At 61.5% G+C, this 23772-nt stretch carries 27 protein-coding genes and 1 tRNA gene; 19 read left to right on the top strand and 9 right to left on the bottom strand.

The annotated features are described in order from the left end of the window. Positions 1-5 precede the first annotated feature (5 nt). The 4 genes from ACVWVP_RS20910 to ACVWVP_RS20895 form a co-directional block, all read right to left on the bottom strand. Positions 6-410, bottom strand: a complete 405-nt coding sequence (locus tag ACVWVP_RS20910) for an META domain-containing protein (protein ID WP_178918774.1) — start codon at positions 408-410, stop codon at positions 6-8. Continuing rightward, positions 407-847 carry a hypothetical protein gene (locus tag ACVWVP_RS20905; protein WP_178918773.1) on the bottom strand — a complete coding sequence of 147 codons (441 nt, stop codon included), beginning with the start codon at positions 845-847 and terminating at the stop codon, positions 407-409. Before ACVWVP_RS20905 ends, ACVWVP_RS20910 begins: the two co-directional genes overlap by 4 nt. 71 nt (positions 848-918) lie before the next feature. Continuing rightward, on the bottom strand, positions 919-1908 hold the full coding sequence (locus ACVWVP_RS20900) for a 2-hydroxyacid dehydrogenase (RefSeq protein ID WP_457407757.1): 990 nt from the start codon (positions 1906-1908) through the stop codon (positions 919-921). Positions 1909-2064: 156 nt separating this feature from the next. Further along, positions 2065-4818, bottom strand: a complete 2754-nt coding sequence (locus ACVWVP_RS20895; protein WP_178918771.1) for a response regulator — start codon at positions 4816-4818, stop codon at positions 2065-2067. Between the two features lie 205 nt (positions 4819-5023). Between ACVWVP_RS20895 and ACVWVP_RS20890 the strand changes: the two genes are divergently transcribed. Then, a complete protein-coding gene (locus ACVWVP_RS20890) occupies positions 5024-5752 on the top strand; it encodes a response regulator transcription factor (RefSeq protein ID WP_457407756.1) in 729 nt (242 codons plus the stop codon). Beyond that, complete coding sequence (locus ACVWVP_RS20885) at positions 5739-7109, top strand: sensor histidine kinase (protein ID WP_178918769.1); 1371 nt, start codon at positions 5739-5741, stop codon at positions 7107-7109. Before ACVWVP_RS20890 ends, ACVWVP_RS20885 begins: the two co-directional genes overlap by 14 nt. 4 nt (positions 7110-7113) lie before the next feature. On the opposite strand, the gene ACVWVP_RS20880 is transcribed toward ACVWVP_RS20885, so the two are convergent. Further along, on the bottom strand, positions 7114-7629 hold the full coding sequence (locus tag ACVWVP_RS20880) for a DUF2062 domain-containing protein (protein ID WP_178918768.1): 516 nt from the start codon (positions 7627-7629) through the stop codon (positions 7114-7116). A gap of 135 nt (positions 7630-7764) precedes the next feature. On the opposite strand from ACVWVP_RS20880, the gene ACVWVP_RS20875 reads away from it, so the two are divergent. The 8 genes from ACVWVP_RS20875 to murB all read left to right on the top strand — a co-directional run bounded on the left by ACVWVP_RS20875 (position 7765) and on the right by murB (position 14620). Further along, on the top strand, positions 7765-9990 hold the full coding sequence (locus tag ACVWVP_RS20875) for a ComEC/Rec2 family competence protein (protein ID WP_457407755.1): 2226 nt from the start codon (positions 7765-7767) through the stop codon (positions 9988-9990). Between the two features lie 109 nt (positions 9991-10099). Beyond that, the gene (locus ACVWVP_RS20870; protein ID WP_176995514.1) at positions 10100-10735 is read left to right on the top strand and encodes a MotA/TolQ/ExbB proton channel family protein; all 636 of its coding nucleotides are present in this window, start codon (positions 10100-10102) and stop codon (positions 10733-10735) included. Beyond that, positions 10732-11160: an ExbD/TolR family protein gene (locus ACVWVP_RS20865; protein ID WP_178918766.1), complete on the top strand. Its 429-nt coding sequence runs from the start codon at positions 10732-10734 to the stop codon at positions 11158-11160. The genes ACVWVP_RS20870 and ACVWVP_RS20865 overlap by 4 nt, the downstream gene beginning before the upstream one ends. Next, positions 11160-12170, top strand: coding sequence for a tetraacyldisaccharide 4'-kinase (gene lpxK, locus ACVWVP_RS20860; protein ID WP_457407753.1), 1011 nt, complete (start codon positions 11160-11162; stop codon positions 12168-12170). Before ACVWVP_RS20865 ends, lpxK begins: the two co-directional genes overlap by 1 nt. A gap of 23 nt (positions 12171-12193) precedes the next feature. Then, on the top strand, positions 12194-12379 hold the full coding sequence (locus ACVWVP_RS20855; RefSeq protein WP_003174668.1) for a Trm112 family protein: 186 nt from the start codon (positions 12194-12196) through the stop codon (positions 12377-12379). After that, on the top strand, positions 12376-13140 hold the full coding sequence (gene kdsB / locus ACVWVP_RS20850; protein WP_457407752.1) for a 3-deoxy-manno-octulosonate cytidylyltransferase: 765 nt from the start codon (positions 12376-12378) through the stop codon (positions 13138-13140). Before ACVWVP_RS20855 ends, kdsB begins: the two co-directional genes overlap by 4 nt. After that, entirely contained in the window at positions 13140-13604 is a 465-nt protein-coding gene (locus tag ACVWVP_RS20845; protein ID WP_176995518.1) for a low molecular weight protein-tyrosine-phosphatase, read from the top strand. Before kdsB ends, ACVWVP_RS20845 begins: the two co-directional genes overlap by 1 nt. Next, positions 13601-14620 carry a UDP-N-acetylmuramate dehydrogenase gene (gene murB, locus ACVWVP_RS20840; RefSeq protein WP_457407751.1) on the top strand — a complete coding sequence of 340 codons (1020 nt, stop codon included), beginning with the start codon at positions 13601-13603 and terminating at the stop codon, positions 14618-14620. The genes ACVWVP_RS20845 and murB overlap by 4 nt, the downstream gene beginning before the upstream one ends. A 62-nt stretch (positions 14621-14682) precedes the next feature. On the opposite strand, the gene ACVWVP_RS20835 is transcribed toward murB, so the two are convergent. Further along, positions 14683-15354 carry a Bax inhibitor-1/YccA family protein gene (locus ACVWVP_RS20835; RefSeq protein ID WP_003192030.1) on the bottom strand — a complete coding sequence of 224 codons (672 nt, stop codon included), beginning with the start codon at positions 15352-15354 and terminating at the stop codon, positions 14683-14685. A 152-nt stretch (positions 15355-15506) separates the two neighbouring features. Between ACVWVP_RS20835 and ACVWVP_RS20830 the strand changes: the two genes are divergently transcribed. Continuing rightward, positions 15507-15597: transfer RNA gene (locus ACVWVP_RS20830), tRNA-Ser, on the top strand. Positions 15598-15711: 114 nt separating this feature from the next. Here the strand turns inward: ACVWVP_RS20830 and ACVWVP_RS20825 are convergent. Further along, entirely contained in the window at positions 15712-16404 is a 693-nt protein-coding gene (locus tag ACVWVP_RS20825; protein WP_218647104.1) for a YoaK family protein, read from the bottom strand. Between the two features lie 176 nt (positions 16405-16580). On the opposite strand from ACVWVP_RS20825, the gene ACVWVP_RS20820 reads away from it, so the two are divergent. The 7 genes from ACVWVP_RS20820 (at position 16581) to ACVWVP_RS20790 (ending at position 20505) form a co-directional block, all read left to right on the top strand. Further along, positions 16581-17144 (top strand): hypothetical protein, encoded by a 564-nt coding sequence (locus ACVWVP_RS20820; RefSeq protein ID WP_259174897.1) that lies wholly within the window; start codon positions 16581-16583, stop codon positions 17142-17144. Positions 17145-17302: 158 nt separating this feature from the next. Then, the gene (locus tag ACVWVP_RS20815) at positions 17303-17557 is read left to right on the top strand and encodes a hypothetical protein (protein WP_457407749.1); all 255 of its coding nucleotides are present in this window, start codon (positions 17303-17305) and stop codon (positions 17555-17557) included. 64 nt (positions 17558-17621) lie between these two features. Continuing rightward, positions 17622-17828 carry a hypothetical protein gene (locus ACVWVP_RS20810; protein WP_457407747.1) on the top strand — a complete coding sequence of 69 codons (207 nt, stop codon included), beginning with the start codon at positions 17622-17624 and terminating at the stop codon, positions 17826-17828. A 32-nt stretch (positions 17829-17860) separates the two neighbouring features. Further along, positions 17861-18400 carry a GNAT family N-acetyltransferase gene (locus tag ACVWVP_RS20805; RefSeq protein ID WP_259174894.1) on the top strand — a complete coding sequence of 180 codons (540 nt, stop codon included), beginning with the start codon at positions 17861-17863 and terminating at the stop codon, positions 18398-18400. Between the two features lie 152 nt (positions 18401-18552). Next, entirely contained in the window at positions 18553-19302 is a 750-nt protein-coding gene (locus tag ACVWVP_RS20800; RefSeq protein WP_178922566.1) for a hypothetical protein, read from the top strand. A gap of 146 nt (positions 19303-19448) precedes the next feature. Further along, entirely contained in the window at positions 19449-19703 is a 255-nt protein-coding gene (locus tag ACVWVP_RS20795; protein WP_259174892.1) for a hypothetical protein, read from the top strand. Between the two features lie 292 nt (positions 19704-19995). After that, a complete protein-coding gene (locus ACVWVP_RS20790; protein ID WP_178922562.1) occupies positions 19996-20505 on the top strand; it encodes a hypothetical protein in 510 nt (169 codons plus the stop codon). Positions 20506-20561: 56 nt separating this feature from the next. Here the strand turns inward: ACVWVP_RS20790 and ACVWVP_RS20785 are convergent, their stop codons facing one another. After that, on the bottom strand, positions 20562-21188 hold the full coding sequence (locus ACVWVP_RS20785) for a helix-turn-helix domain-containing protein (protein WP_178922560.1): 627 nt from the start codon (positions 21186-21188) through the stop codon (positions 20562-20564). 5 nt (positions 21189-21193) lie between these two features. Next, on the bottom strand, positions 21194-21352 hold the full coding sequence (locus ACVWVP_RS20780) for a hypothetical protein (protein ID WP_178922558.1): 159 nt from the start codon (positions 21350-21352) through the stop codon (positions 21194-21196). A gap of 223 nt (positions 21353-21575) precedes the next feature. On the opposite strand from ACVWVP_RS20780, the gene ACVWVP_RS20775 reads away from it, so the two are divergent. After that, a complete protein-coding gene (locus ACVWVP_RS20775) occupies positions 21576-23693 on the top strand; it encodes a TonB-dependent receptor family protein (RefSeq protein ID WP_457407746.1) in 2118 nt (705 codons plus the stop codon). Positions 23694-23772: the final 79 nt, after the last annotated feature.

Here is a 23772-nt window from a genome sequence, read left to right as displayed (position 1 = left end):
GTGTATCAGCCTTCTTCGAGCCACAGGCGGATCGGCATGCCATCGGCCGGCCAGAAACGCGTCTGCTCGATCGGTGAAATGTCCCAGCGCTGCACGCCTTGCAAGGCCTGGAAGAAGCGGTGTTCCTGCTCCATCAGGGCCTCGGCGCAGAGCTTGCGGGTGCTGCCGATCTTGCCGAAGCTGAGCTTGTCGCCATCGACGGTGTAGGGCGCGAACCAGTGGTTGCAGCCGCCGTTGCCGTAAGCGCGGCCATCGGCGCCGAGGGTGACGGTCAGGTGCGCGTAGTCCATCAACGGCCGCTCACCGATCCACTCCACCACGTAGCTGTGGTCCTGCTTGAGCTTGACCGCGTCCCCGGCACAGCCGGCAAGGCCTGCCCCGACGGCGGCGAGCAGAAGCAGGCCTTTCATTGTGCGGCCTGCTGGCATTTCGGGCAGCGGTGCTGGTCGCCTTCGCTGGCCCAGCCCAATTCCTTGATGCGCGCATTGGCCGCCGGTTGCAGGGGCTCTTTGGTCAGCTTGGTTTCGACCGCAAATTCAAACTCCAGCACGCTGTCGCAGCTGTCGCAGTTGACCTTCCAGGTGTGAATCTCCAGTTCGCCGAATTTCGGCCCCTGGGCCATGGCGACCCATTGGCCCGCAGGGCGGATGGAGTAGCGCGCGTCACCTTCGACGGTAAGGCGCATCGACAGGGTTTTACTGCCGCGCAGGGTGACGATCAGAACGTCGCCGTTCTTGATCGCGCCACCGTTGCCGGTGACCTGGTAACGGCCCGGCACCAGGGCGCGGCATTCGATCAGGGTGTGTTGCGGGCTCAGCAAGCTGAAGCGGAAATCGTGTTCGGCCATGGATCCTCCAAATAGGCGCGGCATCCTATCACGGGTGCCCGCCCATCATGAGCCTGGTATGTGACCGCTGATCATCCTTGCACGACGTTCTGCGGCTGGCCGTCGGCCCACGCGCTGATGTTGGCCAGTGTGGTGCCAGCAATGGCGGCCAGGGCCTCGCGGGTGAGGAACGCCTGGTGAGCGGTGATGATCACGTTGGGGAAGGTCAGCAGGCGCGCCAGTACGTCATCTTGCAGGGGCAGGTCGGAGCGGTCCTCGAAGAACAGCTGTGCTTCTTCCTCGTACACGTCCAGCCCCAGGTAACCGAGCTGGCCGTCCTTGAGCGCTTCGATCAGCGCCGGAGTGTCCACCAGGCCACCGCGACCGGTGTTGATCAGCATCGCCCCCGGCTGCATGTGCGCCAGGGAGCTGGCGTTGATCAGGTGTTTGCTTTCGGCGGTCAGCGGGCAATGCAGGCTGATGATCTGCGCCTCGGCCAGCAGTTCGGGCAGGCTCACATAGCGGGCGCCCAGGGCCTGGACCTGTGGGTTGGGGAAGGGATCATAGGCCAGCAACTGGCAGCCGAAACCAGCCATGATCTTGGCAATCGTGGCGCCGATCTGCCCGGTGCCGACCACGCCGACGGTCTTGCCGACCAAGTCGAACCCGGTCAGGCCGTGCAGGCTGAAGTCGCCATCGCGGGTGCGGTTGTAGGCGCGGTGCAGGCGCCGGTTGAGGGCCAGGATCAGCGCGACGGCGTGCTCGGCGACTGCATGGGGCGAGTAGGCGGGGACACGCACCACGGTCAGGCCCAGGCGCTTGGCGACGGCCAGGTCGACATGGTTGTAACCGGCCGAGCGCAAGGCAATCAGGCGCGTGCCGCCCTTGGCCAACTGCTCCAGCACCGGTGCACTGAGGTCGTCGTTGATGAAGGCGCAGACCACTTCGTGCTGCTCGGCCAGGGCCACGGTGTCGAGGTTGAGCCGGGCGGGCTGGAATTGCAGCTCAACGCCCGCAGGCAGCGGCTCACCGAGAAAACTGTCACGGTCGTAGGCTTGGCTGCTGAAAAGAATAACGCGCATAACAAGGGCTCCCTGCAAAATTAAAAGTGGACACCTGCCACCTGTGGGAGCGGGCTTGCTCGCGAAAGCGGTGGGTCAGGCAACACATCCATGACCGAAAGACCGCATTCGCGAGCAAGCCCGCTCCCACACAAGCCCGCATGCCATAAAACTGGGTCAGGCGCTGACCCGCGCCTCACTGGCCAGCCGGGCAATCGCCATGTCCAACTCGTCCAGCGCCGCCATGGCCTTGGCGTCATCCTGCTTGAGCAGGGTTTCGGCCCGCTGGCAGGCGGCGCGCAATTGCGGCACGCCGCAGTAACGGGTGGCGCCGTGCAGGCGGTGGACACGTTCGATCAGCGCGTTGTTGTCGTTGGCCTCGCGTGCAACGGTGATGGCCGCGCGGTCGGCTTCCAGGGAGGCTAGCAGCATGGCAAGCATGTCGGCGGCCAGGTCGGACTTGTTGGCGGCCAGGCGCAGGCCTTCTTCGTGGTCGAGCACCAGCAATTGCAGGCCGGGGCCCAAGCCGTCGTTCGAGCGTTCCGGCCCTTGGTTGCGCAGGGCCAGGCCGGTCCACTTCAGTACCACCTGGGCCAATTGCCGCTCACTGATGGGCTTGGTCAGGTAGTCATCCATGCCGCTTTGCAGCAGGGCGCGTTTTTCGTTGGCCATGGCGTGGGCGGTAAGGGCCACCACGGGCAGCGGCGTGCCGTGGCGCTCGCTTTCCCACTGGCGAATCGCCTCGGTGCTCTGGCGGCCGTCCATGCCGGGCATCTGCACGTCCATCAGCACCAGGTCGAAGGTTTCCTGTTTGACCGCGTCGATGGCCGCGTATCCGCTTTCCACGGCATGCACCTTGGCCCCCATGTCTTCGAGCAGGGTTTGCACCAGCAGCAGGTTGGCCGGGTTGTCGTCCACGCACAGCACCCGCGGTGCGCGGCTCGACAGCGGTTCGCCCGGCTCGCTGCGTGGGGGGCGCGGGCTGATCAGATCGGCCAGGGCACGGCGCAGTTTTCGTGTGCAGGCCGGCTTGGCCTGCAATTGGCTGTTGGGGTTGGGCACCGACTGGTTGAACAGCATCTGCTCGGTGGTCGGGCACAGCACCAGCACCTTGCAGCCCAGGTGTTCGAGGTCCCACAAGTGCTGGTTGAGGCGCTCGGGCGGGATGTCATTGGCGGTCACGCCGAGCACGGCCAAGTCGATGGCCTGCTCGGTCTGATGGGCGCTGGTGATGCCGTTGGTCAGGCTTTCCAGGGTGTTGAACGGGGTGACTTCCAGGCCGCAGTCTTCCAGTTGGTGCTGCAAGGCCTGGCGCGCCAGTTCGTGGTTTTCCAGCACCGCCACGCGCCGGCCGAGCAGCGGCGGGGAGGGCAGGTCGTCAACGTCGTCGCGGGTCTTGGGCAGGCTCAGGCTGATCCAGAATTCCGAGCCTTCGCCCGGTGTGCTGTCCACGCCGATTTCACCGCCCATCTGCTCGATCAATCGCTTGGAAATGACTAGCCCCAGGCCCGTGCCACCCGGTTGGCGCGACAGCGAGTTGTCGGCCTGGCTGAACGCCTGGAACAGCGCGCGCACGTCCTGGTTGGACAGGCCGATGCCGGTGTCCTGCACGCTGATGCGCAGTTGTACGCTGTCTTCCTGTTCGTCTTCGATCATCGCCCGGGCAACGATGGTGCCTTCGCGGGTGAACTTGATCGCGTTGCTGATCAGGTTGGTGAGGATCTGCTTGAGTCGCAACGGGTCGCCCACCAGCGCCAGCGGCGTGTCGCGGTACACCAGGCTGACCAGTTCGAGCTGCTTGGCATGGGCAGCGGGAGCGAGGATGGTCAGGGTGTCTTGCAGCAGATCCCGCAGGTTGAACGGCACACTGTCGAGCACCAGTTTGCCGGCTTCGATCTTCGAGAAATCGAGGATTTCATTGATGATGCCCAGCAGGTTGTCGGCGGACTTTTCGATGGTGCCCAGGTAATCGAGCTGGCGCGGCGACAGTTCGCTTTTTTGCAGCAGGTGGGTAAAGCCGAGGATGCCATTGAGCGGGGTGCGGATTTCATGGCTCATGTTGGCCAGGAACTCCGACTTGATGCGGCTGGCCTCCAGGGCCTCCTTGCGCGCCAGGTCCAGCTCGATGTTCTGGATCTCGATGGTTTCCAGGTTCTGGCGTACGTCTTCGGTGGCCTGGTCGATGCTGTGCTGCAGTTCTTCCTGGGCATTTTGCAGGGTTTCGGCCATGCGGTTGATGCCCGAGGCCAGTTGGTCCAGTTCCTGGCTGCCCAGCGGTGGCAGGCGGGTTTCCAGGTTGCCGTCCTTGAGTTGGGCCACGGCTTGCTTGATCTGGCCAATCGGCGAATTGATGGTGCGGCTGATGCGCAGCGCCAGGGCTGCGGTGCAGACCAGCCCGATGGCGATCAACAGCAGGCTGGCGAACAGGCTGCGATAACCGCGCAACAGCATGCCATTGTGGGACAGTTCAACCTCGACCCAGCCCAGCAGGCGGTCGGATTCGTCAGGGATCAGCTCTCCCGCCAGGTTGCGGTGGCGGCCAAATACCGGCAGCAGGTAGCGCGTGGCGTCGTTGCCGGTGCGCTGCAACAGGTGCGAACTGTTGCCGACGGGCGGCTGGTTGAGCATGGTCGGGCCCGCGTGGGCCAGGGGCGAACGGTCCGGGCTGAGGAACGACACCGCGCGCACGTCCGGCTGTTCCAGGGATTGGGTGGCGATGCGCTCCAGCAGGTCGGTATTGCGGGCGCTCAAGGCCGGCGCCACCAGCGGCGCCAGTTGCTCGGCGATCATTTCACCGCGCTGCAGCAGCTGGGTCTGCAACTCCGAGAGCTGCATCCAGGTGAAATAGCCCCCCAACAACAGGGCCATCAGGCTGGTCGGTAATAAGGTCAGCAACAGTACGCGGCCTTTTATCCCCATTCTTCTAAGCACGCCACTCTCCTGCTACCACAGTGTTTTCGATTATCCGCGCAGGCATCCGGCCCGCACCACCTGCGCAGTGTAGCCATTTGCGCGGGCTGGAATCTCGCAAATTATTGACGGGCGGCAATCTTCGGGCCATTCGGTGCCCGGTGGCGATTGCCTGTGACGGTTTAATCTTGAATAATCGGCTATTGAGAATGAATTGCAGACGCTAATGAATCCCGCAGCTGTTGGCCTACCCAGTATCCTGACCATCGAAGATGACCCTGTGCTGGGCGCCTATGTCCACGAGCACTTGGGGCGCTGTGGCTTTCAGGTGACCTGGTGCCAGAATGGCCAGCAAGGTCTGCAGATGGCCCGCGACCAGGCCTTCGATGTGGTGTTGATGGATATCCTGCTGCCGGGGCTGGATGGGTTGTCGATCCTCACCCACTTGCGCCAGAGCCATGCGATCCCGGTGATCCTGATGTCGGCACTGGGCGCTGAAGCCGATCGCATCAGCGGTTTTCGCCTGGGGGCGGATGACTACCTGCCCAAGCCGTTCAGCATGATCGAGTTGCGGGTGCGCATCGAAGCCATCCTGCGCCGCGTGGCCCTTGACCGTCGCCCGCTGTCGATCGCCCTGGCGCCACGTGACGACGCGCGTTCCCTGCGTTTTGACGACGAACTGTGCGACATCTTTTACCAGGACCATTGGGCCGGCTTGACCCGCAGCGAATACCGCCTGCTGGAAACGCTGCACCGCAATGCCGACGAAGTGCTCAGCAAAGCCTTCCTGTACCAGCACGTGTTGCAACGCGGTTACGCCCCCCACGACCGCAGCCTCGACATGCACATCAGCCAGATCCGCCGCAAGCTCAAGGCCATCGGTTACAGCGAGCGCGAAGTGCGCACGGTGTGGGGTAAGGGCTATGTGCTGAGCGGTCACGATGAAGGCCTTTGAGCGCGCGCTGAAACGACTGCCCGGCAAGCATTCCTTATTCTGGAAGCTGGCGTGCCTGTTGATTGCCTTCTGCTTGCTGATGATCTGGCTCAGTTGGTCCTGGGGCCGCTACATGGAGGAGCAGAACGCCTATCTGGCCGATGAATCACGGGAGATCCTCAAGGGCTATGCCGCCGGTGCCGAGCTGGCGTGGAACACCCAGGGCAGTGCGGGTGTGGATGCCTGGCTCTATCTCATGTCCCAGCGCGAGTCCACGTGGATCGGCGTGATTGGCAATGACCTGCAATCCCTCAGCAGCGCCCCCTTGAGCGACAAGGAAAGCCAGCGGCTGACCTTCCTGCGGGGGTTGGAGTGGCCGGTGAGCCGGCACGTCAAGGGGCTGCCCTGGGTGAAAATCCCGTTCCCGATGGACCCGGGCGCGGGCTCGCTGGTCATCGAGTTGCCAAAACGGTTTATGCCGGGGCGCTACCAGCTGTTCTGGCGAGTGGTCACCAATGGCGTGATCCCCGGCCTGTTTACCTTGCTGCTGTGCATTGGCCTCTACCGCCTCTTGATCATGCCCCTCAATCAGTTGCGCGAGCAGGCCAACGCCTGGCGTGCCGATCAACTCAACACCCGAATGTCCCGCGAAGCCACCAGCCGCCAGGACGAACTGGGCGAGCTGGGCCGGGCGTTTGACCACATGTCCGAGCGCCTGCAGGGCACGGTGGTGCTGCAACAGCAGCTGCTGCGGGACATGTCCCATGAATTGCGCACACCCTTGAGCCGCCTGAGGGTGGCCTGTGACAGTGAGCAGGACCTGACGCAGTTGCGCGAGCGGCTGGCACGTGAAGTGGACGCCATGCAGCGCCTGGTGGAAGACAGCCTGCAACTGGCGTGGCTGGACAGTGACAGGGCGCCGCTGCCCAACGAGGATATCCAGGTCCAGGCCCTGTGGGACATGCTGCGGGAAAACGCCTGTTTCGAGAGTGACTGGCCGGCGTCGCGCATGCCTTGCCTGCTACCGGCCGAGTGCTGGGTGCGCGGCAACCTCAATGCACTGGCCCAGGCCCTGGAGAACGTGTTGCGCAATGCCATCCGCCATTCTCCCGCCCACGGTCTGGTGAAACTGGATGGGTGCCGTGAGGGTGACTACTGGCACCTGTGGCTGGAGGATCAGGGCGCAGGCATCGCAGAGCAGGACCTGGAGCGGATTTTTGCGCCCTTTACCCGCCTGGAAGGGTCACGGCCCGGTGACGGTGGGTTCGGCCTGGGCCTGAGCATTGCCCGCAACGCCGTGCAACGCCAGGGTGGTCGCTTATGGGCGGAAAATACCGGAACGGGCCTGCGGGTACACCTGCGCTTGCTGGCCCGTTGAGGTCTCAGGCGCGACGCTGTTTGCGCTTTTTCCACTGGTGGGCCACCCACCAGCGCCAATAAATCATGGTCAGGCAATAGGCCAGCGCTCCCAGCACTAACCCCAATACCACGGAACCCAGCAGGAAAGGCTGCCAGAGTGTACTCAGCTGGCTGCTGATCCACTCCCAGGTGAGGTTGTCGGGCAGGCTGCGTGGCGGCACATTCATCAGCCAGGCACCGGTCAGGTAGGTGCAGATAAACACCACCGGCATGGTGATCGGGTTGGTCAGCCAGACCAGGCTGACGGCAATCGGCATGTTGGCCCGTACGACAATCGACAGCACGGCCGCCAGCAGCATCTGCAAGGGAATCGGGATGAACGCTGCGAACAGGCCCACGGCCATGGCCCGCGCGACGGAATGGCGATTCAGGTGCCAGAGGTTGGGGTCATGCAGCAATGTGCCGAGAAACTGTAATGACTTGTGTTCCCTGATACTGCTGGGATCGGGCATGTACCGTTTGAATAAGCGCCGGGGCATAAGGGGTCCAGGTCAGTTCGAGGGGCAAGTATGCCCGCATTCTATAAACAGAAAATTCAGACTTTGTGACAAAACATCATAGGTCGCCCTGAGGGTCCGGCTAAGACTGATTGGAACTTTTGAAAAGGAAGCTCCATGAGAACCGGGATGTTCGCCCTCGCGCTAGGCTTGCTGGCCTTGCGATTTCTACCGGCACTGCCCCCGACCGCAGGGTTGCTGGTGATGCCGGTGCTGGCGTTGATGCTGCTGCCGTTTCGCACCTACCCGCTGGCGTTCTTTCTGCTGGGGTTGAGCTGGGCGTGCATCAGCGCGCAGTGGGCATTGGATGACCGCCTCAAGCCCGTGTTGGACGGGCAGACGCGCTGGGTGGAGGGGCGTGTGGTCGGGTTGCCGCAACAGAGCGGTAACGGCGTGCGCTTCGAGTTGGCCGACAGTCGGTCGCGCAACGCCCGATTGCCCAAGCGTATCCGAGTGTCCTGGCGGGGCGGCCCGCCGGTCAAAAGCGGCGAACGCTGGCGCTTGGCAATTACGCTCAAGCGTCCCTCGGGGTTGCTCAACTTTCATGGTTTTGATTACGAGGCCTGGTTGCTGGCCCAGCGCATGGGTGCCACCGGCTCGGTCAAGGATGGCGAACGCCTGGCGCCGGCGCGTAATGCCTGGCGCGACGCTCTGCGCCAACGGCTGATGGCGGTGGACGCCCAAGGTCGTGAAGCGGGCCTGGCGGCGCTGGTACTGGGGGACGGTTCCGGGCTTGAGGCCGAAGACTGGCGCGTGCTGCAAGACACCGGCACGGTGCATCTGTTGGTGATTTCCGGTCAGCATATCGGCTTGTTGGCGGGGCTGATCTATGGCCTGGTGGCCGGCCTGGCGCGTTATGGCGCCTGGCCGCGAACGGTGCCGTGGCTGCCGTGGGCCTGTGGCTTGGCGTTTGCCGCGGCGCTGGGTTATGGCTTGCTCGCGGGGTTCGGCGTGCCGGTACAGCGCGCGTGCGTGATGGTGGGCCTGGTCTTGCTGTGGCGTTTGCGCTTCCGGCATCTGGGGATCGGGTGGCCGTTATTGCTGGCATTCAACGGCGTGCTGCTGCTTGAACCGCTGGCGAGCTTGCAGCCGGGGTTCTGGTTGTCGTTTGCAGCAGTCGCGGTGTTGGCCCTGAGCTTCGGCGGGCGTTTGGGGCGTTGGAGCGTCTGGCAACTGTGGACCCGCCCGCAATGGTTGATTGCCATCGGCCTGTTCCCCCTGCTGCTCGTACTTGGGCTGCCGATCAGTCTCAGTGCTCCAGTGGCCAATTTATTTGCCGTGCCGTGGATCAGTCTGGTGGTGTTGCCCCTGGCTCTTTTGGGCACCGCATTGTTGGTGGTGCCGTGGGTGGGAGAAGGGCTGCTGTGGTTGGCGGGTGGGGCGCTGGATGGGCTGTTCCGGGGGCTGGCATTGCTCGCCGGGCACTTGCCAGCCTGGGTACCGGCCGAAGTGCCTTTGGGCTATTGGCTGGTCAGCGTGGCAGGTGCTGTGTTGCTGTTGTTGCCCAAGGGCGTTCCGTTTCGGCTGCTGGGATGGCCGATGCTGATGCTGGCAGTATTTCCACCGAGGACACTGGTGCCCCACGGTCAAGTGGACGTGGTGCAACTGGATGTCGGACAGGGGCAGGCGTTGATCTTGCGTACGCGCCATCACACCCTGATTTACGACGCGGGCCCCCGGGTGGGAGATTCCGATCTGGGCGCCCGTGTCGTGCTGCCTTCGCTGAAAAAATTCGGAGTAAGGCAGTTGGACCTGATGCTGATTAGCCATGCCGATGCCGATCACGCCGGTGGTGCGGCGGCGGTTGCGCGAGGGCTGCCCGTCCAGCGAGTGGTGGGCGGGGAGACCACAGGTTTACCGGCGTTTCTCGGCACGCAACCCTGTATCAGCGGTGAGCAATGGACATGGGATGGAGTGTCGTTCGAATTATGGCAGTGGCCCGATGCTATTTCTGGTAATGCCAAGTCCTGCGTATTGTTGATCGAGGCCAGTGGAGAGCGCCTGTTGCTCACGGGGGATATCGACCGTGCTGCCGAGCGCATCTTCCTGCGCTCACCCTTGGCGGCGCCTGTCGATTGGCTGCAGGCGCCGCACCATGGTAGCCACAGCTCTTCCTCCTGGCCTTTCGTGCAGCGGCTCGCGCCCAAGTCAGTGCTGATTTCACGGGGCCGTGGCAATGCGTTCGGCCATCCCCACGCCCAGGTCATCGAACGTTACCGGGCGTTGGGCAGCCAGCTCTATGACAGTGCGGAACAGGGCGCGGTGCGCCTGCAGTTGGGCGCTTTCCAGCCACCGGTTGTTGCGCGCAGTCAACGTCGCTTCTGGCGCGAACCCTTACCCTAGCGGTGCATTGCCCAAGGCCACGTACTGCGACGGGCGGGCCTATGGCCGACAAACCCAGCCAGCGAACCTATATGGTAAAGTGGCGCACTTTTTCGAGGGGACATTCACTGTGTGGGAATTGGTCAAATCCGGCGGCTGGATGATGTTGCCGATCATCTTGAGCTCCATCGCCGCACTCGGCATCGTTGCCGAACGCCTGTGGACCCTGCGCGCCAGCCGCGTCACGCCCGAGCATTTGCTGGGGCAGGTCTGGGCCTGGATCAAGAACAAACAGTTGGACAAGGACAAACTCAAGGAACTGCGCGCCAATTCACCCCTGGGGGAAATCCTCGCCGCGGGCCTGGCCAACTCCAAGCACGGTCGCGAGATCATGAAGGAGTGCATCGAAGAGGCCGCCGCCCGGGTCATCCATGAGCTGGAGCGCTACATCAACGCCCTTGGCACCATCGCCGCCATGGCGCCGCTGCTGGGGTTGCTTGGCACGGTGCTGGGCATGATCGACATCTTCAGTTCGTTCATGGGCTCGGGCATGACCACCAACGCGGCGGTGCTTGCCGGTGGTATCTCCAAGGCGCTGATCACCACGGCTGCGGGCCTGATGGTGGGTATTCCGTCGGTGTTCTTCCACCGCTTCCTGCAACGGCGCATCGATGAGCTGGTGGTGGGCATGGAGCAAGAAGCCATCAAGCTGGTTGAGGTGGTGCAGGGCGACCGTGATGTGGACCTGGTCGAGGGCAAAGCGTGAAATTTCGCCGCAAGCAACGGGAAAACGTTGATATCAACCTCGCGTCGCTGATCGACGTGGTGTTTATCCTGCTGCTGTTCTTTGTCGTTACCACCACCTTTACCCGGCAAACCGAACTGCGGGTCGACCTGCCGGAAGCGGTGAGTGGCTCGCCCGCCGAGGACCAGGAGGTCAAGCAACTGGACATCGCCATCAGCGCCGACGGTGTGTATTCGGTGAATAACCACCTGCTGGAGAAAAACGACCTCACCAGCCTGATGGACGCCTTGCAGAAAGAATCCGGCGGCGATACCAAGATGCCGCTGTCGATCAGTGCCGACGGCAAGACCCAGCATCAAGCGGTGATCACGGCAATGGACGCGGCCGGCAAGCTCGGTTTCAGCCATTTGCGCATGACCACCGTCGAGGCGGCGAGCCAACCCTGATGGCCATGTCCGATCGTTTGCTCAAGGCCTGGTACGAAGGCCATCCGGCGCTCACGCTGCTGCGGCCGCTGGAATCCCTGTATCGCCACGTGGTGCAACGCAAGCGTGCACGCTTCCTGGCCGGCGAGGGGTCGATCTACCAGTCACCGGTGCCGGTAGTGGTGGTGGGCAATATCACCGTGGGCGGCACCGGCAAAACGCCGCTGATCCTGTGGTTGATCGAACACTGCCAGCGCAGCGGCCTGCGTGTCGGCGTGGTTAGCCGGGGTTATGGCGCCACGCCGCCGCACTTGCCGTGGCGGGTCGAGGCCAGCCACAGCGCCGAGGTGGCTGGCGACGAGCCGTTGTTGATCGTGCAGCGCAGCGGCGTGCCGCTGATGATTGACCCCGACCGCAGCCGCGCCGTCCGTGCGCTGCTGGCCAGTGAACCCCTGGACCTGATCCTCTCCGACGATGGCCTGCAGCACTACTGTCTGGCTCGCGACCTTGAACTGGTGCTGATCGACGCCGCCCGTGGCCTCGGCAACCGCCGCTGCCTGCCGGCCGGGCCGCTGCGCGAACCGGTGGAGCGCTTGCAAAGCGTCGATGCGCTGCTCTACAACGGCGCCGGCGCCGACCGTGACGATGGTTTTGCCTTTCGCCTGCTGCCCACGGCGCTGATCAACGTCAAGACCGGCGAGCGCCAGCCAGTCGACCATTTTCCTGCCGGCCAGCAGGTGCACGCGGTGGCGGGCATCGGCAACCCGCAACGTTTCTTCAATACCCTTGAAACGCTACACTGGCGGCCGATACCCCACGCGTTCGCCGACCACGCGGCGTTTAGCGCCGAGGTCTTGAATTTTTCACCGTCATTGCCGCTGGTCATGACCGAAAAGGACGCGGTGAAGTGCCGCGCCTTTGCCAGGCCCGACTGGTGGTACCTTGCAGTGGATGCGCTGCCGTCGCCGGCGTTTGTCGCCTGGTTCGACACGCAGCTGATGCGCCTGCTGCCTGCCCGTCTTTTGCCTTAAACGCTTCTTTCCAGGAAACACTCATGGACACCAAACTGCTCGACATCCTCGCTTGCCCGATCTGCAAAGGCCCGCTCAAGCTCAGCGCCGATAAAACCGAGCTGATCAGTAAAGGCGCCGGCCTGGCGTACCCGATCCGTGATGGCATTCCGGTCATGCTGGAAAGCGAAGCCCGTACTCTGACCACCGATGAGCGTCTGGATAAATGACCACCGCCTTTACCGTTGTCATTCCATCCCGCTATGCCTCCACCCGTTTGCCGGGCAAGCCGCTGCAGTTGATCGGCAGCAAGCCGATGATCCAGCTGGTGTGGGAACAGGCCTGCAAAAGCAGCGCCGAGCGGGTGGTGGTGGCCACCGATGACCCGCGCATCATCGAGGCCTGCAAAAGCTTTGGTGCTGAAGCCGTGCTGACCCGTGAAGACCATAACTCGGGCACTGACCGCCTGGCCGAAGTGGCGACACAATTGGGCCTGGCGCCGGACGCAATCGTGGTCAATGTGCAAGGTGATGAGCCGTTGATCCCGCCGAGCGTGATCGACCAGGTGGCCGCCAACCTGGCCGCCCATGGCGAAGCGCGCATGGCGACCCTGGCCGAACCCATTGAAGACATCGATACCCTGTTCAACCCGAACGTGGTGAAAGTGGTCAGCGACATCAACGGCCTGGCGCTGACGTTCAGCCGCTCGACGCTGCCGTGGGCGCGGGACGCGTTCGCCAAGAGCCGCGACGTACTGCCCGAGGGCGTGCCCTATCGTCGCCACATCGGGATCTACGCCTATCGCGCCGGTTTCCTGCATGACTTCGTCAGCTGGGGCCCGTGCTGGCTGGAAAATACCGAGTCCCTGGAGCAGTTGCGGGCCCTGTGGCATGGCGTGCGTATCCATGTGGGCGACGCGTTGGAAGCGCCGCCGGCCGGTGTCGACACCCCGGAAGACCTAGAGCGCGTCCGTCGCCTGCTGGGGGCCTGATGGAGGTTTTGTTTGTCTGCCTGGGCAACATCTGTCGCTCGCCGACTGCCGAGGGTGTGTTGCGCCACAAATTGCGCGAAGCGGGTTTGGCGGGGCAGGTCGACGTCGCGTCGGCCGGTACAGGTGACTGGCACGTGGGCAACCCACCGGACCAGCGCAGCCAACGTGCGGCGCTGGTGCGCGGTTATGACTTGTCGGCTCAACGTGCACAGCAGGTTTCTCGCGCCGACTTTGCGCGTTATGACCTGATCCTGGCGATGGATAACAGCAACTTGCGCAACCTCAAGGCATTGCAGCCGGGGCAGGGCAAGGCCGAGCTGGATCTGTTCCTGCGTCGCTATGAAGGCGAAGTGGATGAAGTGCCAGACCCTTACTACGAAGGTGAGCAAGGGTTTGAGCGGGTCCTGGACCTGATCGAGCAGGCCTGTGATTCATTGGTCATCGAATTGAAGGGGCGGTTATGACCTTGCAGGTGCGGGCGCAAGTGTCGCTCAAGCCGTTCAACAGCTTTGGCATTGATGTGCGCGCGCAGTTGTTTGCCGAAGCCCACAGCGACGCCGATGTGCGTGAAGCCTTGGCGTACGCCGCTGCCCACGCGTTGCCGCTGCTGGTGATCGGCGGCGGCAGCAACCTGCTGCTCACCCAGGATATCCCGGCGTTGGTGCTGCGCATGGCCACCCAGGGAATCAGGGTGCTGCACGACGATGGCCTCCAGGTGGTCGTCGAGGCGGAAGCGGGCGAGGCCTGGCATCCGTTTGTGCTGTGGACCCTGGAACACGGTTTCTGCGGCCTGGAAAACCTCAGCCTGATCCCCGGCACGGTGGGCGCTGCACCGATGCAGAACATCGGCGCCTACGGTGTGGAGATCAAGGACGTATTCGCCGGCCTGACCGCGTTGGATCGCCAGACGGGCGAGTTGCGCGACTTCAGCCTGCAAGAGTGCCAGTTTGCCTACCGCGACAGCCTGTTCAAGCACGAGACCGGGCGCTGGTTGATCCTGCGGGTGCGCTTTGCCTTGAGTCGCGCCAGCCACCTCAAGCTCGATTACGGCCCAGTGCAGCAGCGCTTGGCCGGGCAGGGCATTACGGACGCGACACCCAGTGATGTCAGTCGGGCCATCTGCAGCATCCGCCGCGAAAAACTGCCGGACCCTGCCGAGCTGGGCAATGCGGGGAGCTTCTTCAAGAACCCGCTGGTGTCCCAGGTGCTGGCCGCCGAGCTGCAAAGCCTGTACCCCGACCTGGTGGCGTACCCCCAGGCGGATGGGCAGATGAAGCTTGCGGCCGGCTGGCTGATCGACAAGGCCGGCTGGAAGGGCTTTCGTGACGGTGATGCCGGCGTGCATAAGATGCAAGCACTGGTGCTGGTCAACTACGGCACGGCCACCGGGCATGACATCGCCAACCTGGCCCAGCGTATTCAGCGGGATATTGCTGAACGCTTCAAGGTCGAGCTGGAGATGGAGCCCAACCAGTACTGATCCCTGGGCAATAAAAAAGCCCCGCATCTCTCGATGCGGGGCTTTTTTTATGTCGCTAGCAATCAGTCATCACGGCTCATGATGCCGAAGATCTGCAACAGGCTGATGAACAGGTTGTAGATCGATACATACAGGCTGATGGTTGCCATGATGTAGTTACGTTCACCGCCGTGGATGATGGCGCTGGTCTGGAACAGGATGCACACGGAGGAGAACAGCACGAAACCGGCGCTGATCGCCAACTGCAGGCCACTGATCTGGAAGAACATGCTGGCTACGACGGCCGCCAGCAACACGAAGAAGCCCGCGGTGATGAAGCCGCCCAGGAAGCTCATGTCCTTGCGGCTGATCAGCACGTAGGCCGACAGACCACCAAACACCAGGGCGGTCATGGCGAATGCCGAGCTGACCACTTCCGCGCCGCCGGCCATGCCGAGGTAGCGGTTGAGGATCGGGCCGAGGATGAAGCCCATGAAGCCGGTCAGGGCAAACGCCGACACCAGGCCCCAGGCCGAGTCACGCAGTTTGTTGGTGAGGAAGAACAGGCCGTAGAAACCGATCAGCACGACAAAGATATTCGGGTAGCCGACGCGCATCTGTTGCGCCACATACGCCATCACGCCGCTGAATGCGAGGGTAAGGGCGAGCAAGCCGTACGTATTGCGCAACACGCGGCTGACTTCAAGCTGCTCAGCCTGCGCGTTACCATTCACTGCGTAATTCTGTTCGCGCATGGCGACACTCCTTCAGTTTTGAAACGTTCAGTCGCAAAGATCATAACAGACGCTCTGTAACAAGCTATGGCGAGAGTTTGACAGTGTGTTTCATTCGGGTATTATGGCGCCCGCTGAGACGGGATAGGCTACTATAATCCTGTGATGCACAAGGGAAATTGGCAGAGTGGTTGAATGCACCGGTCTTGAAAACCGGCGGACGTTAATAGCGTCTCCAGGGTTCGAATCCCTGGTTTCCCGCCAAGATTCAAACGAAAGCCCCGCGAATGCCGGGGCTTTTGTGTTTCTGGGGTTTGACCTCAATGGCAGCAGGTCGGTCTCGCGATCAGCCGCCTCTCGTTCAAACGCCTGACAGCGCTACCCCGGCATATAAGCCCTCTGCCAGCGTGGTGGGATCATGACCGAAGCACACGCAAGGCCAATCGCCAACGCACCATCGACTGTAAACGCAAACAGGCCCAGTTCACGCTCCAGCAACGCACCTGCCACAGCCCCCATCAGCATGCCGGCCCATGGGATAAGCTGAACTCTCCAGCCATGCCTGCGCTCACCCAGCAACCAACGTCCAAGGCCGCGCCCAAAGCGTGATAGCGCGCCGGTGACGTAGGTCAGCCCGATTGGAAGCCCATTTATCTCCTCGACCACGGCATTGATCATGCCCATGGACAGCACCGCGCACACAAGTGCGAGAAATGCCGTCGGCATGACCGTGGCCAGGCAGAGCAGGGCGCCAACGCAAAACAGCAATGGCCAGGAACGCCGGCCGACGATGCGGGCGACGATTGCGCCCAGTGCGTTGCCGAGGATGAAAGTCAGGATCAAAACCGTGATGCCGAGCACTGTGGAGTCATCATGAGCCCCGATTGAAACGGCGAGTCGTGTGGTATTCCCGCTCATGAAAGAAACAAAATCACCCGTGGCCGTGAAGCCGATGGCGTCTGTCATGCCGGCGAGAAAGGATAGCGCCGCAACGAAGTAGAGGCCTACTTTTGCGCGTATCTTAGCGATGCGTTTAGCGCGCACCGTGTAGAGGTTCAGTTCAGGAAGCAATTTTCACTCCTTGCATCTGCCGGACTCAGGTTAAATGTCCTACTAAACTTGTGACTTTTCTGATGAGCTTTTACTCGTCATCTCCTTGTTTTTTTACTATTATCCGTCATCTATGCGCTCAAGGAAGAGAGGCTGAGCGCCTTGAGGCTGGTAGAAAAATTACACTCGATCATTGAGTGAGCGACTACTTTTACCTAGAACCTAACGACTCAGCCAACCGTAATTACTTTTTGGTGGAACCGATGGATAAAATGTGTGGCATCGCAGTAGTGGTCGGACTTGCCCTCTCGGGTTGCGCTACGAAAACTCCAGAACAACCTAAAGTGGCTCCACCACCTGCCGTCGTCCAGGCAGCGCCGCCTGAAGCCGCACCGTCGACACCCCACGATTACACTGTGCGCTATGAAGCCGCACCTGCGCCCCTCACTGTCAGCTCCGAGGCCCCAGCCTCTTCGCAGGCCGCTCAGGACGAATCAGACACCAGCCTGAACCAGAGTCGCGCTGAGCAATGCCGCAAAGAGCTGGATGTCTTGAAGATTTACAGCAAAGCGTCTTACGACAAGTACGAGGCGCAATACCAGGCCATTGCTGCCAAGACGGCTAAATACATGGAAATCAAAGATTCCATCGGTGCCGACCTGAACTACATGGTGATGCCCGCTTATCAATTCCAAATTCGTGAGTTCTGCTTCCGAGTCAAGACCCGTCTTTCGGAACTGGTGCTTCGCCAAGCCCGATAATGACGCGCTTGTTCAGCAGGGCGGTGTTCATGCACAACGCTGAAAAATCGCTTTGATTGATACAAGGCCACACAAGCAAATGCCCCGACTAGTCGGGGCATTTGCTTTTAATCGGCGCGGGCTTTGTTTTTACATAGCCAGAAATGCGGACCTTTGCCTTGCGCGACCTGTTTCAGGCGGTGATAGGCTTTGTCCGTTATCTGACCGGGAATTTATCGATGACGAGTAAAAAGCTTGAAGCGTTCAGGGAGTGGCTTACCCCCAAGCGTCGGCGGCGGGCAGGGGCAAGTTTGATGATCATTTGGATGATCGGACTGATTTCCTATCCCAGCACCTACTGGGTCTGCGTGATGATTCCCGGGATTATATTTTTCTTCAATGCCTGGCCACCCGAAGTTCACGATAAGCGTTGACGTGCCCGACGGGCACAAGTGCGGCCAGTTTAGGATTGCCCTGTTTTCTCAAGGACGAAGCACAATGAACAGATTCAAGACCATTAACGCGGCAGCAAATCGTTACCTGAGCCGTTTTTCTCGCAAACAGTTTTTCCTGGCGTTCGCTGTCATCACCGCCGCCAACTTTGGGCTCGATCACTACGTCCCCGGTTATCAGTCAACCTACTTGGCCGCAGTTGGAGGCTTTTTTTTCGCAATGATGTTTGTGAAGTTCGAGCCCAATAAATAACGCTGCCTCATTCATCTTTCAGGATGAACCCCATGCACTCACTGCCTCTTTTTCCATCACTCACGGGCGAAACCCTTGAATTGCGCCCGCTCGAAGCCACCGATTTCGACGCCCTGTACACCATCGCGCGCGACCCCTTGATCTGGGCCCAACACCCCAGCCCCACGCGCTACCAAGAGCCGGTCTTTCGTGAGTGGTTTGCCGACGCGCTAACGTCTGAAAGCGTACTGGTGGTTCTCGACCGTGCGAGCAAACAGGTGGTGGGAAGCTCCCGTTACTACGAATTCAACGAAGAGCAGCGCGAGGTCGCTATTGGCTACACCTTCCTGGCGCGGGAGAAATGGGGCGGTGGCGCCAACGGCGAGCTCAAGCGCTTGATGCTCAGGCACGCGTTCCAGTGGGTCGACAGGGTCTGGTTTCATGTGGCGGCGCAGAACATCCGCTCACAGCGCGCCATGGAGAAAATCGGCGGGCGGTTCTCGCACACCTCCACCAAACAGCTGGCAAACGGTATGCAAGAGAACTTCTTCTACAAGGTCGAGCGAGCCGACTTTGAGAGCGAGCGTTCATAAAGAGGCAGTTTGCACACTCGCGGCCCTCCAGCCCGCTGTGTGAATCTTCAGCAATCGTCCTCCACCATCGCACTTTTTGACATTCTTCGGCTCTATCTCTGTCCCGGCCACGCTAATTCCTTGTGTGGCGAGAAGAATCAGATCGGGTGCCGATGGATCGAACATTAATACCTTTCACACGTCGACGGATGCACTGGCCGCTGTTAGTGGCCAGTGTGCTCATGTTGTGCGGCAGCGGCTGTACCCAGCAACAAGGCCGCGATATCGCCAAGCAATTCAGCAATGGCAAGCCCGATGAGTTCTTCCAGACCAGCGTCGACCGCATGGCCACCCTGGGCATGCGTGACAACCTGCAAAGCCTCTACCTGCTGATGAACAAGCTCTACCTGCGCAACCCCAGCCAGTGGCGGCAGTCGGGTTACCCGGATGCGGTGAGCGCGGCGCGGGAGATTCGCCTGGCCATCGAGAATCGTCGACCATTGCCCGCACTGGGCGACCGCCGCGACTTGGCGGCATTGAGCTATTCCCTGAGCCCCGAGTTTCGTGGCGACCGGGTCGGCGCGTTTATCTACGCGATCGGCAGCATGCTGGTGACCGCGCACGGCGGGCGGACCGAGTTCTACATGACCGATTCGATCAACCCGCAATTTGTCAGCAACGCCGCGCGCAATATCGAGAAAGCCACCTGGTTGCTCAGCCAGCGCCAGGATGCCAATGGTGCGCTGTTGTTGTTCTCCAACGAGATCTCGGAGGAGGGCAGCAACCTCAGCTTTGCCGTGGAGTTCGGCAAGATCGTCGCACGCCTCGACCTGCTGACCCAGATGCTCGATGAACGCTACCGACGCATCGGCCTCAACTACGCGCAAAGCCTGTTGCTGATGAATTTCCTGCCGGTGCAGTAGTGACGGGTTTGGGCGTTTACTTCGGTGACATCGAGTACGCCGTTTCCCTTTAACTTGTAGGAGGTGGCCTATCTTGTTGCCCTCGGCTTGAAACACCTCTCGGTGGGCAATAGCCTCGGACTTTTCTTAAAAAAAGAGTGCCTGCGTTGGGTAAGCAAAAAACCGTTTGGCCCACTGATCGCGAAATCCGCCTGCGATTTATCCTGTTTGCCGTGATCGATGCTGCGAGCGCCCAGGGCGTGCCCGCCGAGGTGTTGTTGCCGGCGCACAAGTTGCTGCGTGATCGACAAACAGAGGCGCAGCTGCGCGAAGCCCTGGTCGAGATCCTCGGGTGTGACGAGATGTATGGTTTCAGGTTTCCCGCCGGTTCCGAGGCGGATGAGTTGATGCAGACGCTCTGATCCATGGCAGAAATGGTTTTTTTGCACCGCAGTTAGAACGTTTATTTCCTTGTGATTGGATGCCATTCCTTGATCGAATATCTGAAGCGTCGAATGCGCATCGTCAATGGACATAAGCGCCGCGATCACGTCAGAACTGCTGTTATCGCGCCTGGCATGGCTGTTCGGGTCAACTAAGCTCTCCTGCGAACAGCCTTTGCCGCTGCTCTGCCGTCGTCTTGCGCCGCTGCCCGGCGGCTCTAGAATCGGCGCCAGAACTTAGCCATTTCCTGTCGATTACGGAGTTTCGAACATGATGAATGCAATGCAGATGCCGATGAACACCGCCATGCCAATGATGCCGATGATGGGCATGCCGATGATGATGGCCACCATGAAGTGCGAGATGGCCGCTGACGCCATGATGTGCACCATGAAGCCAGCAGCCGGTATGGACATGGCTCAGTTCAAGACCAACGCTGAAATGATGGCGATGATGATGAACTGCGGCATGCCGATGATGATGCAGTGCGCCAATATGTCGATGATGGGCATGTCGGCCGACGCCATGAAAATGATGACCGGCATGAACATGCCGATGATGCCGATGATGTCCATGGGCATGTCGATGCCGATGATGACGTGCATGATGGAGTGCACCATGATGTCCGACAGCATGATGTGCAAAATGATGCCGATGCCCGGCATGAGCATGGACATGATGAAAAACTGCTGCATGCTCATGAACAAAATGATGAACGATTGCGCCATGCCCATGATGATGAGCTGCAACGGCATGCCGATGATGTGCTGCACCTGCTGACAGGTCCCGCGCAATAAAAAACGCCCCGATTATTCGGGGCGTTTTTGCATTCAGGGTCAGTCCAATCGCTCTGGATAAGTGATCACCAGGAACGCCACGGCTTCACTGTCGGCCGGGTTGCGGTAGCGGTGGGGCTGGTCGGCGTAGAACAGGATCGAGTCGCCGGTGGAGAGCAGATAGCGCTCGTCGTTGACGCTGACTTCCAGCACGCCCTGGGCCACCACCAGGTTTTCCTGGATGCCTGGGCCATGCCCTTCGGACACTTCCTCGCCCAGCGCGCGCAAGCGGATCTCGTAGAACTCCGACTGGCGCGCCGTATCGTAGGGGAACAATGCACGGCTGGTAAACGCGCCATCGGCACTCACCAGGCGCTTGCTCTGTTGGGCCGGCAAGACCTCAACGCCTTCAAACGCGCGGTCTTCCAGGAACGCTGCCACCGACACCTTCAAGCCTTTGGCAATCTTGCACAGCACCTTGATCGACGGCACGCTGCGGCCCGATTCGATTTGCGCCAGCATCGCGCGGCTCACCCCGCAGGCCCGCGCCAAACCATCCAGTGACAAATGGCGCTTGCCCCGCAGGCGTTGCAGGTTGTGCGCCACGCACAGGCTGATCACATCGTCGTCGGTATTCGGTTTGGGCAGGGGCTCGGGTGGTTCGGGCAGCACGTGCAGGAAATTCATCGGCCTTACGCCCGGCGAGTATCGCTGGAGGGCGCTGCCTGGGTGGTGAACACCGCCAGCCCGGCACGCGCGGCGTACATCGCCCACATCAACTCGGCTGCAGCACGCGCCTGGCGGCGTTTACGGTGGAGCGTGAAGTCGATGACGGTGGCCGATGTTTGCATGGGGGCGTTCTCATGGGGCGTGGGTGACTCGATGGGGTCACAGTAATGCGTACGGGTTATTTCTTTAAATACTGAGTTTGCATGTGTTAATTCGATTTTGGACTTAGAAAATAAATCAGGTCCGACGCTGTTGTGGGAAGGCTCTGGTCCGTTAATTAAGCGTGACCTGGCGGGCGTGCCTGCCATCCCACCTCATTGCCCCCGAATCCCAAGGACCTGCCTGATGCTGTTGCGCCACCCTTTGCCCCTGTTGACCGCCCTGACATTCAGCTCGCTGGTACGCGCCGAAGACCTGCAATTGGCTCCGGTCGAAGTCACCAGCAGCGAAGCCAGTGCTGGCGAGGTGGCCCAGGCACAGCTCAGGAGCGTGCCCGGCGGCACTAACTTCATCGACATGAGCAGCGTGCAGCAGGGCCGGGTGAGCACCAACGAAGAGGTGTTCAAGTACCAGGCTGGGGTGTACGCCAAGGCGGCGAACAACGAAGGCGTGAAGCTATCGATTCGCGGCTCGGGCCTCAATCGCAGCCCGGGCGCTCATGCGTCGGGCTTGTATGAAATGTTCGATGGCCTGCCGCTGACCGGCCCAGGCGGCACCCCTTACGAACTCAAGGACCCGCTGTGGCAAAGCCGCGTCGAAGTGCTGCGCGGCGCCAACGGGTTCGATCAGGGTGCGCTGGCGTTGGGCGGCTCGGTCAACTACGTTACCCGCACTGGCTACGATGCACCCAAGCTGCAAGTGCGCTATGAAGCGGGCAGCCGTGGGTATGCCCAGCGCGAAATCAGCTCGGGCCAGGTGCTGGGCGAGGCCGATTACTACATCAGCCTCACCGACTCGCAGTCCGACGGCTACCAGCACCAGAGCGCCGGCACGGGCAAAGGTATCGCGGCCAACTTCGGCTATCGCTTCAACCCGGACCTGGAAACACGCTTCTACTTCCGCTACCGCGAAACCACCAACGACAGCCCTGGCAAGCTGACGCGCTACCAGATCAGCCATGACCCCACGGCCGCCAACAGCCTCAACGCCGCACGTGATTCCAAGCGCCTGCAACCGGGCTCCACCTGGATCGCCAACAAGACCACCTTGCAGCTGGACGACAGCTCCCGCGTCGAAGTCGGGCTGGCGTACCACGACTACCCGATGGACCTGCGCGAAGGCACCAACCGCCTGAAAGTCGCCTACACCGACATCAGCAGCACCCTCAACTACATCCGCCAGGACACACTGTTCGGCCACGCCAGCACAACCACGATCGGCCTGCGCACCACCCAGGCGATGCCCAACAACGGTGCCTCGGAGTACGTGCGCACACCGGCCGGCAATACCGCAATTTATGCCCCCGGCACCAAGACCCGCGACTACAGCTACCTGGGCTCCGACACCGTGCTGCACATCGGCAACGACCTGGAGCTGGTCCCGGACCTGTGGCTCACCACTGGCCTGGCGGCGATCTACACCCGTCGCGAAACCGAAGTCACTTATCCCGATACCCATACGCCGACACGCCAGCAGAACTGGGACTACGCGCCACGCATCGGCCTGCGTTACGACTTCAATCCGCAACTGCAGGTGTACGGCAACCTCAGCCGCTCGGTAGAGCCGCCGCATGCGTGGTCGATGATCTGGGGTTCCAATAAATACTTTGGCCCCGGCAGCGGCCCGGCCACGGGTTTGCAACGTGAGGGTGTGAACCTGCGCAACCAGACCGCAACCACCCTTGAGGTCGGCGCCCGTGGCGAGCACGGTTTTGGCCAGTGGGACCTGGCGCTGTATCGCTCCGAAGTGCGCCATGAACTGCTCACTGTCGAAACCCAGGCCCAAACCCAGACCAGCAGCGCCATCGTCGCCGAATCCAACGCCAGCCCCACCGTGCACCAAGGCGTTGAGCTGAGCCTGCTCAGCCCGCTTTGGAATGGCGGCCGCAACGGCCAGCTGGCCTTGCGCCAAGCCTATACCTACAGCGATTTCCACTACCGCGACGACGACCGCTTCGGCGACAACACCTTGCCCGGCATTCCCAAACACTACTATCAGGCGCAGTTGCGCTACAGCCACCCGACCGGTTTCTACACCAGCCTCAATACCGAGCATGCCTCGCGGGTGGCGGTGGACTACGCCAATTCCTACTACGCAGCGGCTTACACCACACTCGGTGCGACCTTCGGCTACGACGCGCCGAAACAGGACTGGCAAGCCTGGGTCGACCTGCGCAACCTCACCAACCGGCGCTACGCCAATACCGTCACGCCGGGTTACGACGACAAAGGGCTGGACGCTGCCCGGTCGACCCCCGCCGATGGCCGGGGCATCTACACCGGCGTCTCCTGGAGCTGGCGCTAACACCCCATTTCACTGTAGGAGCCGGCTTCCCGGCGATAGCGGTTGACCCTACGCGATCGCCGGCAAGCCGGCTCCTACA

The sequence above is a fragment of the Pseudomonas sp. TE24901 genome (genome assembly GCF_054058375.1).
Note: the sequence above shows the minus strand (reverse complement) of the source record. Positions and strands in the feature narration are given on the sequence as shown.

Bases quoted from the DNA above. Each gene is read 5' to 3' on its own strand.
- ACVWVP_RS20910 (WP_178918774.1), bottom strand. From the start codon at position 410: ATGAAAGGCCTGCTTCTGCTCGCCGCCGTCGGGGCAGGCCTTGCCGGC.
- ACVWVP_RS20905 (WP_178918773.1), bottom strand. From the start codon at position 847: ATGGCCGAACACGATTTCCGCTTCAGCTTGCTGAGCCCGCAACACACC.
- ACVWVP_RS20900 (WP_457407757.1), bottom strand. From the start codon at position 1,908: ATGCGCGTTATTCTTTTCAGCAGCCAAGCCTACGACCGTGACAGTTTT.
- ACVWVP_RS20890 (WP_457407756.1), top strand. From the start codon at position 5,024: ATGAATCCCGCAGCTGTTGGCCTACCCAGTATCCTGACCATCGAAGAT.
- ACVWVP_RS20885 (WP_178918769.1), top strand. From the start codon at position 5,739: ATGAAGGCCTTTGAGCGCGCGCTGAAACGACTGCCCGGCAAGCATTCC.
- ACVWVP_RS20880 (WP_178918768.1), bottom strand. From the start codon at position 7,629: ATGCCCCGGCGCTTATTCAAACGGTACATGCCCGATCCCAGCAGTATC.
- ACVWVP_RS20875 (WP_457407755.1), top strand. From the start codon at position 7,765: ATGAGAACCGGGATGTTCGCCCTCGCGCTAGGCTTGCTGGCCTTGCGA.
- lpxK (WP_457407753.1), top strand. From the start codon at position 11,160: ATGGCCATGTCCGATCGTTTGCTCAAGGCCTGGTACGAAGGCCATCCG.
- ACVWVP_RS20855 (WP_003174668.1), top strand. From the start codon at position 12,194: ATGGACACCAAACTGCTCGACATCCTCGCTTGCCCGATCTGCAAAGGC.
- kdsB (WP_457407752.1), top strand. From the start codon at position 12,376: ATGACCACCGCCTTTACCGTTGTCATTCCATCCCGCTATGCCTCCACC.
- ACVWVP_RS20845 (WP_176995518.1), top strand. From the start codon at position 13,140: ATGGAGGTTTTGTTTGTCTGCCTGGGCAACATCTGTCGCTCGCCGACT.
- murB (WP_457407751.1), top strand. From the start codon at position 13,601: ATGACCTTGCAGGTGCGGGCGCAAGTGTCGCTCAAGCCGTTCAACAGC.
- ACVWVP_RS20835 (WP_003192030.1), bottom strand. From the start codon at position 15,354: ATGCGCGAACAGAATTACGCAGTGAATGGTAACGCGCAGGCTGAGCAG.
- ACVWVP_RS20810 (WP_457407747.1), top strand. From the start codon at position 17,622: ATGAACAGATTCAAGACCATTAACGCGGCAGCAAATCGTTACCTGAGC.
- ACVWVP_RS20805 (WP_259174894.1), top strand. From the start codon at position 17,861: ATGCACTCACTGCCTCTTTTTCCATCACTCACGGGCGAAACCCTTGAA.
- ACVWVP_RS20800 (WP_178922566.1), top strand. From the start codon at position 18,553: ATGGATCGAACATTAATACCTTTCACACGTCGACGGATGCACTGGCCG.
- ACVWVP_RS20790 (WP_178922562.1), top strand. From the start codon at position 19,996: ATGATGAATGCAATGCAGATGCCGATGAACACCGCCATGCCAATGATG.
- ACVWVP_RS20785 (WP_178922560.1), bottom strand. From the start codon at position 21,188: ATGAATTTCCTGCACGTGCTGCCCGAACCACCCGAGCCCCTGCCCAAA.
- ACVWVP_RS20780 (WP_178922558.1), bottom strand. From the start codon at position 21,352: ATGCAAACATCGGCCACCGTCATCGACTTCACGCTCCACCGTAAACGC.
- ACVWVP_RS20775 (WP_457407746.1), top strand. From the start codon at position 21,576: ATGCTGTTGCGCCACCCTTTGCCCCTGTTGACCGCCCTGACATTCAGC.